Below are 13,391 nucleotides of genomic sequence, written 5' to 3' on the forward strand. Positions count from 1 at the left end.
ATTTTGATTTCTGTAATATTGATCACATATTAGCGAGAACAGGGTGGAGGAGTGACGCTGTTCCGCGTAGCGTATGACATCACGCGCTGTGACACTCTCCCTTCTGCAAGTGACGCTATATGGGGCTTGCGATGTGTAGGTCGGAAATTCAGCGGATTGAAAAACAGTTAAATGTTATACCTTCACATGAGGTCAGCAATGAAAGTCAAAACCGGCATCACTCTGCTTCTGTCTGCTCTGGCTCTGGGGCAGGCTGCACACGCAGCGCAGCAACTTACCGTCTGGGAAGATATTAAAAAATCCGAAGGTATCAAAACGGCGATTGCTGATTTTCAGAAGCAATACAACGTTGAAGTCAAAGTGCAGGAAATGCCCTTTGCCCAGCAGATAGAGAAGCTGCGTCTTGATGGCCCGGCGGGGATTGGCCCGGACGTGCTGGTGATCCCTAATGACCAGCTGGGCAGCGCGGTGGTGCAGGGATTGCTGTCACCGCTGGCTGTCGATGCGGCACAGCAGGCGGCCTATACCCCATCAGCGATGGCCGCGTTTATTCAGAATAAAGTGGTATATGGCGTACCAAAAGCCGTCGAAACCCTGGTGCTGATTTATAACAAAGATCTGCTGCCGCAGCCGTTTAAAACGCTGGATGAGTACCGTGCCTTCTCGCAGAAGCAGCGCGAGGCGAAGCAGTATGGCCTGCTGGCAAAATTTGACCAGATTTATTACAGCTGGGGGGCTATCGCCCCGATGGGCGGTTATATCTTTGGCCAGGACGGCAAGGGCGGGCTCAACACCCTGGACATCGGGCTGAACACACCGGGCAGCGTAGACGCGGTCAGCTATCTCAAGAGTTTCTTCACCCAGGGGCTGCTGCCCAGCGGCATCCTCGGTGACAACGGTCTGAACGCCATCGACTCCCTGTTTACCGAGAAAAAAGCGGCGGCGGTGATCAATGGTCCCTGGGCATTCCAGCCTTACCAGGCGGCAGGCATCAACTATGGCGTGGCGCCGTTGCCTGAGCTGCCTAACGGCAAACCCATGAGCTCCTTCCTCGGTGTGAAAGGCTATGTGGTGTCCACCTGGAGTAAAGATAAAACGCTGGCGCAGCAATTTATCCAGTTTATTAACCAGCCGCAGTATGTGAAAGAGCGCTTCCAGAAAACGCAGGAAATTCCGCCGGTCGTCGCCCTGATGAATGACCCGCTGATTAAAAACGATGAAAAAGCCAATGCGGTGGCGGTGCAGGCGGCGCGTGCCGTTGCGATGCCGGGTGTGCCGGAGATGCAGGAAGTGTGGGGCCCGGCCAATGCGGCACTGGAGCTGAGCGTGACAGGCAAGCAGGAGCCAAAGGTCGCACTGGATAATGCGGTGAAGCAGATTGCCATGCAGATTGAAGCGATGCAGGCCAGCAACCAGTAAGCCCCTGCCGCTCGCGGTTTGAATAAATAAGGAAAAGGCTGTGATGATTTCCCCCAGTGAAAAACTGACGCTGCACAAGCGCTCACGCCAGCATGCTCTGGCAGGCGTGCTGCTGGCGCTGTTACCCGGTTTTGGCCAGTTTTACCACCGCCAGTGGGCAAAAGGGCTCTGCTATCTGATCCTGCTGACCAGCTTTTACGGTGTGTTTCATAACTTCCTCCAGCACGGGCTGTGGGGGCTGGCAACGCTGGGGGAAGAAGTCCCCCGCGATAACTCCATCTTTTTGCTGGCAGAAGGCATTATCAGCGTCCTGATTATCGCCTTTGGCCTGACGATATGGGGACTGTCGCTGCGCGATGCCTGGCTGAACGGCTGTCGCCGTGACGAAGGCAAACCGCTGCACGGGGTGCGTAAGCAGTATCAGCTGCTGCTGCGAGAGGGGTTCCCGTACCTGATGATCACGCCGGGGTTTTTCCTGCTGGTGTTTGTGGTGGTGTTCCCGATCCTGTTTGGGTTCGCCATCGCCTTTACCAACTATAACCTCTACCACACGCCGCCCGCGAAGCTGGTGGATTGGGTGGGGCTGAAAAACTTCGTCAATATCTTCACCCTGTCGATCTGGCGTTCGACCTTCTTCGACGTGCTGCAATGGACCGTGGTCTGGACGCTGCTGGCCACCACGCTGCAATGTTCAGTGGGTGTGATGCTGGCGATTCTGGTGAACCAGAAAGACCTGCGTTTTAAACCGCTGATCCGCACCATTTTTATCCTGCCGTGGGCGGTGCCGGGCTTCGTCACTATCCTGGTGTTTGCCGGCATGTTTAACGACAGTTTTGGCGTGATTAACAATGCGATCCTCGATTTCTTCGGCATTGCGCCGAAAGCATGGATGACCGATCCGTTCTGGACCAAAACCGCACTGATTATGATGCAGACCTGGCTGGGCTTCCCGTTTGTGTTCGCCATGACGACCGGCGTATTGCAGGCGATCCCTGACGATCTGTATGAAGCGGCGATGATGGACGGTGCCGGGCCCTGGACGCGTCTGAAAACCATCACTCTGCCGCTGGTGATGTACGCCATTGCGCCCATCATCATCACGCAGTACACCTTCAACTTTAACAACTTCAACATTATCTACCTGTTTAACAACGGCGGTCCGGCGGTGGCAGGGTCAAACGCAGGCGGCACCGATATTCTGGTGTCGTGGATCTACAAGCTGACCATGTCGTCATCGCAGTATGCGATTGCCGCAACCATTACGATTTTGCTGTCGATCTTTGTGGTCGGTCTGGCGCTGTGGCAGTTCCGCGCCACCAAATCGTTTAAACAAGATGAGATGGCGTAAGGGAACCGTTATGGCGAAGTCAGTCAGTATTAAACGTGAAAAATGGCTGCGTCTGTCGCTCACCTGGCTGGTGGTTCTGGTGGTCTCGACCATCATTATCTACCCGCTGGTGTGGACGGTCGGGGCGTCGCTGAATGCGGGCAACAGTCTGCTGAGTAGTTCGATTATTCCTGAGAACGCATCGTTACAGCACTACCGCGACCTGTTTAACGGCACGGTGCCGTACCTGACGTGGTACTGGAACTCGATGAAAATCAGTTTCTTTACCATGGTGCTGACCTTAATCAGCGTGAGCTGCACCGCGTATGCATTCTCGCGCTTTCGCTTTAAGGGACGGCAGAACGGTCTGATGCTGTTTCTGCTGTTGCAGATGATCCCGCAGTTCTCGGCACTGATTGCCATCTTTGTGCTGTCGCAGCTGCTGGGATTGATCAACAGCCATCTGGCGCTGGTGCTGATCTACGTTGGTGGCATGATCCCGATGAACACCTATCTGATGAAGGGTTACCTGGACGCGATTCCTAAGGACCTGGATGAGTCAGCGCGCATGGACGGGGCAGGGAACTTCCGTATCTTTATCGAGATCATCATGCCGCTTTCGAAGCCGATTCTGGCGGTGGTGGCGCTGTTCTCCTTCACAGGCCCGCTGGGGGACTTCATTCTTTCCAGCACCATTCTGCGCAGCCCGGATCAGTTCACGCTGCCCATCGGGCTGTACAACCTGGTCTCGCAGAAAATGGGGGCCAGCTATACCACTTACGCCGCCGGGGCGGTGCTGATTGCCGTACCGGTCGCCGTGCTCTATCTGGCGCTGCAAAAATACTTCGTTTCCGGCCTGACCTCAGGAAGTACAAAGGGATAAACCATGACACCTAAAACGCTGTTACTCGCCCTGGCAATGGCCTGGGCGACGCCTCTCTTCGCCGCAAATCCGCCTGTGATTCGTTCCATCGGCCCGGTGCCGGCCGATTTTGTCAAAGGGGCTGATATCTCCACGCTGCCGGAACTGGAAAAGCAGGGGGTGAAATTTTACAACGCCCATCACCAGCTACAGGACCCGATTGCCATCCTGAAAGCCAACGGCATCAATACTATTCGCCTGCGCCTGTGGGTTGACCCCTATGACAGCAACGGCAAAGCCTACGGCGGCGGCACCAACGACCTGCCCACTACCCTGGCGCTGGCGAAACGTGCCAAAGCCGCCGGGATGCAGATCCTGCTGGACCTCCACTACAGTGATTTCTGGACCGACCCGGGTAAGCAGTTCAAACCGAAAGCCTGGGAAAAACTGACTTTCCCGCAGCTGGAAACGCGCGTGCATGACTACACACGCGACACCCTTGCCCGCTTCAAAGCCGAGGGCGTGCTGCCGGATATCGTCCAGATTGGCAACGAGCTGAACGGCGGCATGCTGTGGCCGGAAGGGAAAAGCTGGGGGCAGAACGGTGGGGAGTTTGACCGTCTGGCGGGCCTGCTGAAAGCGGGCATCACGGGCGTGCGGGAAAACCTCAGCGATCCGGGCCAGGTCAAAATCATGCTGCACCTGGCTGAAGGCACCAAAAATGACATGTTCCGCTGGTGGTTCGATGAGATCACCCGCCGTCAGGTGCCGTTCGATGTGATTGGTCTGTCGATGTACACCTACTGGAACGGCCCGATTAGCGCCCTGAAAGCCAATATGGACGACATCAGCCAGCGCTATCAGAAAGACGTGATGGTGGTGGAAGCGGCCTATGCATACACGCTGAAAAACTGCGACAGCGCCGAAAACAGTTTCCAGGCGAAGGAAGAGAAAGATGGCGGCTACCCGGCCACCGTTGAGGGGCAGGCGGCCTATCTGCACGACCTGATGCAGGCGGTGCTGGCGGTGCCGAATCACCGCGGTAAGGGCGTGGTCTACTGGGAACCGACGTGGATTGCCGTGCCGGGTAACACCTGGGCGACGCCGGAAGGCATGAAGTATATCCACGACGAGTGGAAGCAGGGCAACGCCCGTGAAAACCAGGCGCTGTTTGACTGCCAGGGCAACGTGCTGCCGTCAATTCAGGTATTTCATTAATTTACAGGCCTGAGGGCCGGTGTCACTGACACCTCAGAGGAACCGCAATGACTAGATTTCCACCGCTCTTTGCCGGGGTCAACACGCTGCTGCACGGCGCGGATTACAACCCGGAACAGTGGCAACATACCCCAGGCATCATTGATGATGACGTCGCGATGATGCAGCAGGCGAACTGCAATGTGATGTCGGTTGGCATCTTCAGCTGGGCGAAACTGGAGCCGGAAGAGGGGCGCTATGACTTCGGCTGGCTGGATGACGTGATTGAAAAACTGCATCAGCGGTCGATTCGGGTGTTTCTGGCCACACCCAGCGGCGCGCGCCCGGCGTGGATGTCGCAAAAGTATCCGGAAGTGTTGCGCACCGGGCGCGATCGCGTGCCTGCGCTGCACGGCGGGCGGCATAATCACTGCATGACTTCGCCGCTGTACCGGCAAAAAGTTCGGGCGATCAACAGCCAACTGGCGGCGCGCTATGCGCACCATCCGGCGGTGATCGGCTGGCATATTTCCAACGAATACGGCGGCGAGTGCCACTGCGGGCAGTGCCAGCAGGCCTTTCGCGGCTGGTTGCAGCGCCGCTACGGCACCCTGGAGCAGCTTAACCACGCCTGGTGGAGTGATTTCTGGAGCCATACCTACAGCGACTGGTCGCAGGTGGTTTCCCCTGCACCGCAGGGGGAAATGTCGATTCACGGGCTGAATCTCGACTGGCGGCGCTTTATGACCGATCAGGTCACCGACTTTTGTACCGAAGAGATCAAACCGCTGAAAGCGGCCAACCCGGACCTGCCTGCCACCACCAACTTTATGGAGTATTTCTACGACTACGATTACTGGAAGCTGTCGCAGCCGCTCGATTTTATCTCCTGGGACAGCTACCCGACCTGGCATAACGAGCAGGATGAAACCACGCTGGCCTGTTATACCGCCATGTATCACGACCTGATGCGCACCCTGAAACAGGGGCAACCGTTTGTGCTGATGGAGTCGACGCCGGGGGCGACCAACTGGCAGCCCACCAGCAAGCTGAAAAAACCGGGGATGCACATTCTCTCCTCATTGCAGGCCGTGGCCCACGGGGCGGATGCGGTGCAGTATTTCCAGTGGCGAAAAAGCCGCGGCTCGGTGGAGAAGTTCCACGGTGCGGTGATTGACCACGTCGGGCATCTGGATACCCGTATTGGCCGCGAAGTCAGCGAACTGGGTCGGATGCTGGCAGCAATGGCCCCGGTGCAGGGTAGCCGCGTTGACGCGAAAGTGGCGATCGTTTTCGACTGGGAAAGCCGCTGGGCGATGGACAATGCCCAGGGGCCGCGCAATACCGGCCTGCACTATGAGCGCACGGTGGCCGAACACTACCGCACTTTCTGGGAGCAGGGCGTGGCAGTAGACGTGATCAATGCCGATGTTGACCTCAGCGGGTATGCGCTGGTGATCGCCCCGATGCTGTATATGGTGCGCGACGGCTTTGCCGCCCGCGTGGAGCAACATCTGCGCCAGGGCGGGCAGTTTGTCGCCAGCTACTGGACGGGCGTGGTCAATGAAAGCGACCTCTGCCATCTGGGCGGTTTCCCGGGGCCGCTGCGGCCGCTGCTGGGGATCTGGGCGGAAGAGATCGACAGCCTGACGGACGACGAAACCAACGGCGTATGTGCTGTCGAAGGCAACATGCTGGGCCTGCGCGGCAGCTATCAGGCCCGTGAGCTGTGCGAACATATTCATCTGGAAGGGGCAACCGCGCTGGCCGTTTACCAAAGCGATTTTTATGCCGGCCAACCCGCGGTCACCGTTAACGCCGTGGGCGCCGGGCAGGCCTGGTATATCGCCTCACGTAATGACCAGGCTTTCCATCGGGATTTCTACGGTGCACTGATTGCCAGGCTGGCGCTGCCACGTGCGCTGGCGGTGGACCTGCCTCCGGGGGTGACCGCGCATCGCCGCACCGACGGCGAGTCCAGCTTTATCTTCCTGCAAAACTTCACGGCGCAGGCGCAGACGGTCACGCTGCCTGCGGGTATCAGCGATCTGATTGACGGTGTGCCGCTCTCCGGCGAGCAGATCATGCCGCCGTGGGGCTGCCGCGTGCTGCGCGCGCCGCTGTAAACAGCTGTTCACCAGCGGGCGCAAGCCCGCTTTTTTTATGTCTGAAAGGAGAGGTATATGGTCAGTCTGAAATCGTTTAAGCATTACTTCAGCCGGCAGGAAACCCCGGAGGAAGCCGACGCAGCGGAGTGTGCGCTGCTGGATCAGTTAATGGGCTGCTTTGGCGGGCGCGAGAATATCGTGCAGGTGGATGCCTGCCTCACGCGACTGCGCGTCACGGTGAAATCGGTGGCGGCAGTGAATGCCAGCGGATTACAGCAGGCAGGGGCAACGGGAGTGGTGATTCTGGGCCATGAAGTGCATGCTATTTTTGGCACGCGCTCTGACCGTCTGCGTCAGCTGATGGAAGCACACTATTTCCATCAGCCATAAAAAAATGGATAACCGGTGACGGTTATCCAAATTAACGATCCAGTGCTTATCCAATGATGATGAAGGCGTTGATCAGGGCATTACCACCAGGCTTCAACCTGCACACCAAAGTTCCAGGTGTTGCTGGCCGTGCCGTCCTGGAAGCTGTTCCCCTGCTCGGAGTCATTCAGGTAAGAAGTGAAGATGCGCAGTTCCGGGCGTGACATAAATTCCGGACCCGCGGCCAGGCCCAGCGCGAGGGTATATTTCTGCCCGGCCTGTTTGTAGTCGCTGCCGTCTTTGTTCTGATCTTTCTGCATAAACGTACCGGCTTCACCGATACCGCGCACATAGTCTGTAAACTGGTACTGGGCGCGCCCGACCAGGGAGAGCAGGGTACTTTTATCGGTGAACGCGGTGACGTTATCGGCGGAGCCCCAGGTCACGACCTGATTCAGCGACAGGCGATCAGTGATCGGCAGCAGGCCGGTGTTGATCACGCGATAGCCTTTGGCATCACGGGTATCGTTCCACATGTCATACCAGCCGCCGCCCTGCGAGATCATATTCTGCGCCAGCCCTTTGTTGGCGTATTGCAGCACCAGTTTCTGATAGCCGCCCCACATATCCTGGCTGATTTCCCCGGTGACCATCACGCCGTTATCTGCGTCATACAGTTCGCCGTACTCTTTCTGTTTGTTGGTCGGGTTCGGCATGGCGTAGTCCACACCGAACTCTGTCCATGCGCCGTTCCACGGCTTCCAGCCAGCGTAACGGACATCGAGGTAGTTGATATTCACGTCGTTATCGCCGTCGGCACGGTAGTCAACATCGTTGGCATCACCGCGTATCCAGGCGACGGAGACGGCGCCTGGGCCAAAGGTGTAGTTTTCAATACCGGCACCGGAGCCGGAGATATTCCAGTATTTGGTATCAATAATATGCAGGTCATGGCGCTGGTAGTAGCGTTTACCGCCCCAGATGACGGCGTTTTTATCGCCGGGGATCAGGCCTTTGATTTGCAGGTTGAGCTGACGCAGCCCGAACTGGGCGTCGTCGCCGAAGGTGGTTTCATTATCGTTGGAGCCGTCGGAAAACATGCTGACCATTGAGTCGACATAGAAACTGACGTCATCCTTTTTGTACACTTCGCTGCCCAGTTCGATTTCACCGTAGGTATCGGCTTCATTACCCAGACGACCAATCTTATTTTTTTGCCACTCCTCCATGCCTCCATCGCGCGAAACGCCCACACCGCCGCGCAGATAGCCGTGGAAATCAATGTTGTCGATGGCTGCGAATGCAGGAGAAGTCAGTGCTGCGGCAAGTGCCACAGCGGTCGCTGTCAGTCTTGTGTTCATGTCACCCTCTGTTTATATTTGTCATACGTTCACACGATGGCGACAGTAAACGCCTCACGATGAGCGTGAAGCAATTGGAGTAACGAAATTGTGTGATTTAGTGCAAGTATTTACCCGTTATTTGTAACGATTGGTGAAGTTGATCACCGAATTATGTATGTGAACGTCTGACTTTACTGTGGGTTTTTGACAGTGTGACCGACTTAACCTGAACGTCATTTGCACTGTGATACAATCCGGCCATCTGTAAACAGGGAAGCGAACCATGAAATCAAAGAGTGCCACCTTGGAAGATGTCGCCCGTCGCGCTGGGGTGTCTTATCAAACGGTTTCCAGGGTGCTGAATAAGTCTGCGAACGTTTCGGAAGGTACGCGCAGCAAGGTAACAAAGGCGATAGAGGAACTGCGCTATGTGCCTAACCGCCTGGCGCAACAGCTGGTGGGAAAACAGAGCACCACGCTCGGTCTGGTGACCACGTCTCTGGCTCTCCATGCCCCTTCTCAGGTGGCGGCGGCGATTAAGCGCTACGCCAACGCGGCGGAGTATCAGGTGCTGATCGCCATGATCGGTGAGAACGTCAATCAAAGTTTGCAGGAGTCGATCAACGAGCTGAAATCGCAGCTGGTCGACAAAGTGATTATTAACGTTCCGCTGGATACCGCCTGTGCCGAGCAAATCGTCGAAGAGAACCAGGACATTATTTGCCTGTTCCTGGACGTCGACCCTTATTGTTCGGTGTTTAACGTTTCGTTTAACCCGGCGGATGGCACCCGTGCCAGCGTCAAATACCTCTACGAGCAGGGGCACCGTGAGTTTGCGCTGCTGGCGGGGCCAGAGCACTCCGTTTCGGCGCGGCTGCGGCTCAGGAGCTGGCTGGAGACACTGGAGAGCTACAGGTTGGCCCCGGTGAGCGTTATTCACGGTAACTGGGATGCGCAGAGCGGCTACAGCGGCATCTTGCAGCTGCTGCGTGAAACCCCGCACTTCAGTGCGCTGCTGGTGGGGAACGATCAGATGGCCTTAGGCGTGCTGAGTGCCTTGCATCAGCAGGGCGTAACCGTGCCGGGGCAGGTGTCCGTGGTGGGGTATGATGACACGTATGAGAGCGCGTTTTTCCATCCCTCGCTGACCACCGTGTCGCTGGACCTGGACTTACAGGGAAAAGAGGCAGTGCAGCGTATTTTACAGGCCAGCGAGGATGACCATAGCCGCTCATCCTCCATTCTGCCCGCACGTCTGGTGGTGCGCAGCTCAACGTCAGCAGCAGGTCAGCAGCAGCAGGATTTAAAACAGATTGCCGAACAGCTGCGCCTGATTGCCAGCCGTCTGGGATGACGGCTGAACGGTGATAGCTTCCGGTGGATCGACGACCGCCGGAAGCTCACGCGTTATTTCGCCCCAAAGCAGGCGTTCAGCCCGGCCTGGGTATCCTTGCTTGCCAGACCGGGCATCGGTTTATCCGCGATAAGCGTGACGCCGGTATCCACATACCCGGACACTTTCTTACCGTGCCGGGCGTAAGCCACTGCTGCATCAACGCCCATCGCTGCCATGGTTAAGGGATATTGCTGCGCTGTGGCAGCAATCTTCCCTGAACGCACGTTGTTCACTCCGGCACAGCCCCCATCGACCGAGACGATCATCGCCTGTTTACCGGCTTCCTGTAAGGCCTTGTACGCGCCGGCAGCGGCCGGTTCGTTGATGGTATACACCAGGTTGATATCAGGATGGCTTTTCAGGCAGCTGGCCATCACCTCATAGCCTTCCTTCTCGGCGCCTTGAGAAAAACCGGCACAGACGGTTTCAGCGGTGACTGACAGCTCACTGGAGTCGGCACCTGCTGCCGCTAATCCCAGCCCGCTCATAAAACCATTATGACGTCTTGCCCCGACCAAATGTCCGGGCGATAAATCCAGCATGGCAATCTTCAGTGGCTGTCCGGCAAATTTTAACGGCATGGCGGCTTTGGCATATTCGCCAATCAGCTTCCCGGCTTTATAGTTGTCAGTACCAAACAGCGCATCCACCGCCGTCATCGGATCGGTCGGGGAGTCCAGTGCGATGACCTGTACCCCTTTGGCACGCACTTCATCCAGTGCGGGCACAATGGCTTTGGCATCGCTCGGGGTGATCAGCAGAGTGGTTGCTCCTGCCGCCACCATCTCCTGGATGGCCTGAATTTGCGCCGGATAATCGCCATCTTCTTTGCCTGCCGCCGTCAGGAGTTTTACCCCATGGACGGTGGCGCCCAGCATGGCACCTTCTTTCATTTTCAGGAAAAAGGGGTTGGTATCTGTTTTAGTGATCAGGCCAATGGTGATGTTGTCGTTGCTGGCATACGCCGCTGAACTGACCATCACGGCGAGAGCAAAAGCACAGGTTATTTTCATCTCAGATCCTTAGCGAATCGCTGCTGTTGTATCGTTGAGACGACCGGCACGTGAAATATCAAACGCAGAGATCCCTTCCAGCAATAAATAAGCCTGCTGCTTAAGGCTGGCGGCAGCGGCGGCACTCTCTTCCACCAGGGCGGCATTTTGCTGCGTAGCTTCGTCCATATGGACCACGGCTTTATTCACCTGATCGATACCCGTGTGCTGTTCGCTGGAGGCGAGGGTGATTTCGGCCATCAGGCTGTTAACCCCCTTAACCGCATTGACCACTTCCTGCATGGTACTGCCCGCCTCATCGACAAGCTTAGAACCGGTATCGATCCGCTCGACAGACTCATCGATCAGGTTTTTGATTTCCCTCGCGGCGGTGGCACTGCGCTGGGCGAGGATGCGTACCTCACCGGCCACAACAGCAAATCCACGGCCCTGCTCACCGGCGCGGGCGGCTTCCACGGCCGCGTTAAGCGCCAGGATGTTGGTCTGGAAAGCAATCCCTTCAATGACGGTAATAATCTGGGTGACCTTGCCGGAACTGCTGGCAATGTCGTGCATGGTGCTGACCACGCGTTCGACCACATTGCCGCCACGCTGTGCCACCTGAGAGGCACTGGTCGCCATCAGATTTCCCTGGTGGGCATTATCGGCGTTGTGCTTCACGGTGGCGGTTAACTGCTCCATGCTGGCAGAGGTCTGCTCCAGTGAAGAGGCCTGCGCTTCGGTGCGGCGGCTTAAGTCTTCATTGCCCAGGGTAATTTCACCTGACGCGGAAACTATGCTCTCAGCCGAGTTTGCCACCTGGCTGATCAGGTTATGCAATTTCTCCTGCATCTCACCCAGGGCAGCCAGCACGCTACCGGCCGGGGCAGTGACCGCGCCGTTAACCTGGCTCAGGTCGCCCTGAGCAATGCGCTGAACGACCTGACCTAAAATGGCCGGTTCTTCGCCTAAGGCACGGAACAGGGAGCGGATGATCATTGCACCCAGAATCACTGCCAGACTCAGCGCCAGCAGGCTGATCGCGATGAAAATAATCCGCGTTTGCTGATAGGCACTCTCTGCGGTACTCAGACTCTCCGCCGCGCGCTCGGTGCTGTATTTAAGGTACTGATTCGCCGTGGTCAATAAGGTGGTGAGCTGAGGGCGTAATTCACGGTTCATACGGTCAATCGCTTCCGCCTTTTTCTCCGCCAGGGCTAACTCAACAATGTGGTGAGCAATGGGGCGATACCCCTCTTCCGCCTGTGCGATGGCGGAAACAAACTGTCGATCCTGGTCGGTTACGTCAGTGTGCTGCTTGATGGCTGCCTGTAACTGAGTCAGCGCTGCGGCGGTTTTCTCTTCTGCTGCGGCCACCTGTTTTTTACCGGCTTCAATGTCGGCGGCCTCACTGACCAGCACCAGACCGTACAGACTCAGTGAACTGTCCTTCACACCGCTGAGAATAAGATTGACGGAGGACTCACGTGCCGCCACCTGCTGCACATGGGTTTTGAATCGGTCATTCGCATTGCTGAGGGCGTTCATCGCGAGAAGAACGACGGCAAGCACAATCACCACTAACACGCCGAACCCGAGGAGGAGCTGAGTTCGTACGGTGGTATTTTTGAATTGCATAAATGGACACCCCTAAAATGGCAACTTGAAGGTCAGCCAGCGGCCGTGAAAACCGGCATGGCGCAGAATATATATTGTAATTGAATCGATTCAGCTACCCGGTTTGATGACACAGCAAAAAAGTGAGAGTGAAATGTCATTCAGACTGCGGATAGAATTTTGAAAATGCTGATCGGATTAACGGCGTGCAGGGGGGAAACTTGACGGTTCGGCACAGGTAAGACGCGGCTTTTTTGAAAAGTGTGATGAGAATCGCCTTATTGGTCAGTCGGCGATGGCCGGGTTTACTCGCGATACAATTCAGAGGATCGTGCCGGAAAAGCTGTTTCCTTCCGGGAAACAACTGTTATACTGTTTCCCGGAAGGAAACAGGGAGTAATCTGGAGGACTACCACTAATGGCTATGATGACCCCCCCGCATCCGGGCAGCCTGATTACCGAGTATCTTGAGGACTATAACGTCAGCCTGCGGACGCTGGCCGGAAACCTCGGGGTATCCCCCTCGGCGTTGAGCAAAGCGGCGGCAGGAAAAACCGCTATTACCCCTGAAATGGCGGTACGGTTGGAAGCCGGGCTGGGCATTGCGGCCCGTCTCTGGCTGGCGATGCAGGCAACGTACGATATTAGCCGGGTCCGCGAAACGATTGATATCACGCAGGTCGTGCCCGCCTGCTATGACGAAACCGATGCTCAGCCAGTGAAGATCCGTGGATGATGACCTGAACCTGGCCTCATTACGC

General features: G+C 56.7%; 11 protein-coding genes. 8 read left to right on the plus strand and 3 right to left on the minus strand.

All coding sequences use genetic code 11. From position 1 onward, the window contains the following. Positions 1–198: 198 nt before the first annotated feature. Genes LJN55_RS08975 through LJN55_RS09000 form a run of 6 tightly spaced genes read left to right on the plus strand, consistent with a single transcriptional unit; the run spans position 199 to position 7,303 of the window. Positions 199–1,419 carry an extracellular solute-binding protein gene (locus LJN55_RS08975; protein WP_133843053.1) on the plus strand — a complete coding sequence of 407 codons (1,221 nt, stop codon included), beginning with the start codon at positions 199–201 and terminating at the stop codon, positions 1,417–1,419. 43 nt (positions 1,420–1,462) lie between these two features. Then, the gene (locus LJN55_RS08980; protein ID WP_167864749.1) at positions 1,463–2,767 is read left to right on the plus strand and encodes a carbohydrate ABC transporter permease; all 1,305 of its coding nucleotides are present in this window, start codon (positions 1,463–1,465) and stop codon (positions 2,765–2,767) included. A 10-nt stretch (positions 2,768–2,777) separates the two neighbouring features. Further along, positions 2,778–3,629 carry a sugar ABC transporter permease gene (locus tag LJN55_RS08985; protein ID WP_133843057.1) on the plus strand — a complete coding sequence of 284 codons (852 nt, stop codon included), beginning with the start codon at positions 2,778–2,780 and terminating at the stop codon, positions 3,627–3,629. Between the two features lie 36 nt (positions 3,630–3,665). Further along, on the plus strand, positions 3,666–4,826 hold the full coding sequence (locus tag LJN55_RS08990; protein ID WP_407647802.1) for a glycoside hydrolase family 53 protein: 1,161 nt from the start codon (positions 3,666–3,668) through the stop codon (positions 4,824–4,826). A gap of 47 nt (positions 4,827–4,873) precedes the next feature. Further along, on the plus strand, positions 4,874–6,931 hold the full coding sequence (locus tag LJN55_RS08995) for a beta-galactosidase (RefSeq protein ID WP_227536061.1): 2,058 nt from the start codon (positions 4,874–4,876) through the stop codon (positions 6,929–6,931). A 57-nt stretch (positions 6,932–6,988) separates the two neighbouring features. Then, positions 6,989–7,303, plus strand: a complete 315-nt coding sequence (locus LJN55_RS09000) for a glucose PTS transporter subunit EIIB (RefSeq protein WP_227536062.1) — start codon at positions 6,989–6,991, stop codon at positions 7,301–7,303. Positions 7,304–7,383: 80 nt separating this feature from the next. Here LJN55_RS09000 and LJN55_RS09005 read toward each other — a convergent pair whose 3' ends face one another. Beyond that, positions 7,384–8,643 carry a maltoporin gene (locus LJN55_RS09005; RefSeq protein WP_133843065.1) on the minus strand — a complete coding sequence of 420 codons (1,260 nt, stop codon included), beginning with the start codon at positions 8,641–8,643 and terminating at the stop codon, positions 7,384–7,386. Between the two features lie 265 nt (positions 8,644–8,908). Between LJN55_RS09005 and LJN55_RS09010 the strand changes: the two genes are divergently transcribed. Then, entirely contained in the window at positions 8,909–9,979 is a 1,071-nt protein-coding gene (locus LJN55_RS09010; protein ID WP_133843067.1) for a LacI family DNA-binding transcriptional regulator, read from the plus strand. A 53-nt stretch (positions 9,980–10,032) separates the two neighbouring features. Here the strand turns inward: LJN55_RS09010 and LJN55_RS09015 are convergent, their stop codons facing one another. Together LJN55_RS09015 and LJN55_RS09020 are read right to left on the minus strand one after the other, a co-directional pair. Then, positions 10,033–11,034, minus strand: a complete 1,002-nt coding sequence (locus LJN55_RS09015) for a substrate-binding domain-containing protein (RefSeq protein ID WP_227536063.1) — start codon at positions 11,032–11,034, stop codon at positions 10,033–10,035. 9 nt (positions 11,035–11,043) lie between these two features. Continuing rightward, the gene (locus LJN55_RS09020; protein ID WP_227536064.1) at positions 11,044–12,651 is read right to left on the minus strand and encodes a methyl-accepting chemotaxis protein; all 1,608 of its coding nucleotides are present in this window, start codon (positions 12,649–12,651) and stop codon (positions 11,044–11,046) included. Positions 12,652–13,048: 397 nt separating this feature from the next. Here LJN55_RS09020 and LJN55_RS09025 point away from each other — a divergent pair, with 397 nt between their 5' ends. Beyond that, positions 13,049–13,366, plus strand: a complete 318-nt coding sequence (locus LJN55_RS09025) for a HigA family addiction module antitoxin (protein WP_227536065.1) — start codon at positions 13,049–13,051, stop codon at positions 13,364–13,366. Positions 13,367–13,391: the final 25 nt, after the last annotated feature.

The sequence above is a fragment of the Erwinia rhapontici genome (assembly GCF_020683125.1).
GTDB lineage: Bacteria > Pseudomonadota > Gammaproteobacteria > Enterobacterales > Enterobacteriaceae > Erwinia > Erwinia rhapontici.

Bases quoted from the DNA above. Each gene is read 5' to 3' on its own strand.
- LJN55_RS08975 (WP_133843053.1), top strand. From the start codon at position 199: ATGAAAGTCAAAACCGGCATCACTCTGCTTCTGTCTGCTCTGGCTCTG.
- LJN55_RS08980 (WP_167864749.1), top strand. From the start codon at position 1,463: ATGATTTCCCCCAGTGAAAAACTGACGCTGCACAAGCGCTCACGCCAG.
- LJN55_RS08985 (WP_133843057.1), top strand. From the start codon at position 2,778: ATGGCGAAGTCAGTCAGTATTAAACGTGAAAAATGGCTGCGTCTGTCG.
- LJN55_RS08990 (WP_407647802.1), top strand. From the start codon at position 3,666: ATGGCCTGGGCGACGCCTCTCTTCGCCGCAAATCCGCCTGTGATTCGT.
- LJN55_RS08995 (WP_227536061.1), top strand. From the start codon at position 4,874: ATGACTAGATTTCCACCGCTCTTTGCCGGGGTCAACACGCTGCTGCAC.
- LJN55_RS09000 (WP_227536062.1), top strand. From the start codon at position 6,989: ATGGTCAGTCTGAAATCGTTTAAGCATTACTTCAGCCGGCAGGAAACC.
- LJN55_RS09005 (WP_133843065.1), bottom strand. From the start codon at position 8,643: ATGAACACAAGACTGACAGCGACCGCTGTGGCACTTGCCGCAGCACTG.
- LJN55_RS09010 (WP_133843067.1), top strand. From the start codon at position 8,909: ATGAAATCAAAGAGTGCCACCTTGGAAGATGTCGCCCGTCGCGCTGGG.
- LJN55_RS09015 (WP_227536063.1), bottom strand. From the start codon at position 11,034: ATGAAAATAACCTGTGCTTTTGCTCTCGCCGTGATGGTCAGTTCAGCG.
- LJN55_RS09020 (WP_227536064.1), bottom strand. From the start codon at position 12,651: ATGCAATTCAAAAATACCACCGTACGAACTCAGCTCCTCCTCGGGTTC.
- LJN55_RS09025 (WP_227536065.1), top strand. From the start codon at position 13,049: ATGGCTATGATGACCCCCCCGCATCCGGGCAGCCTGATTACCGAGTAT.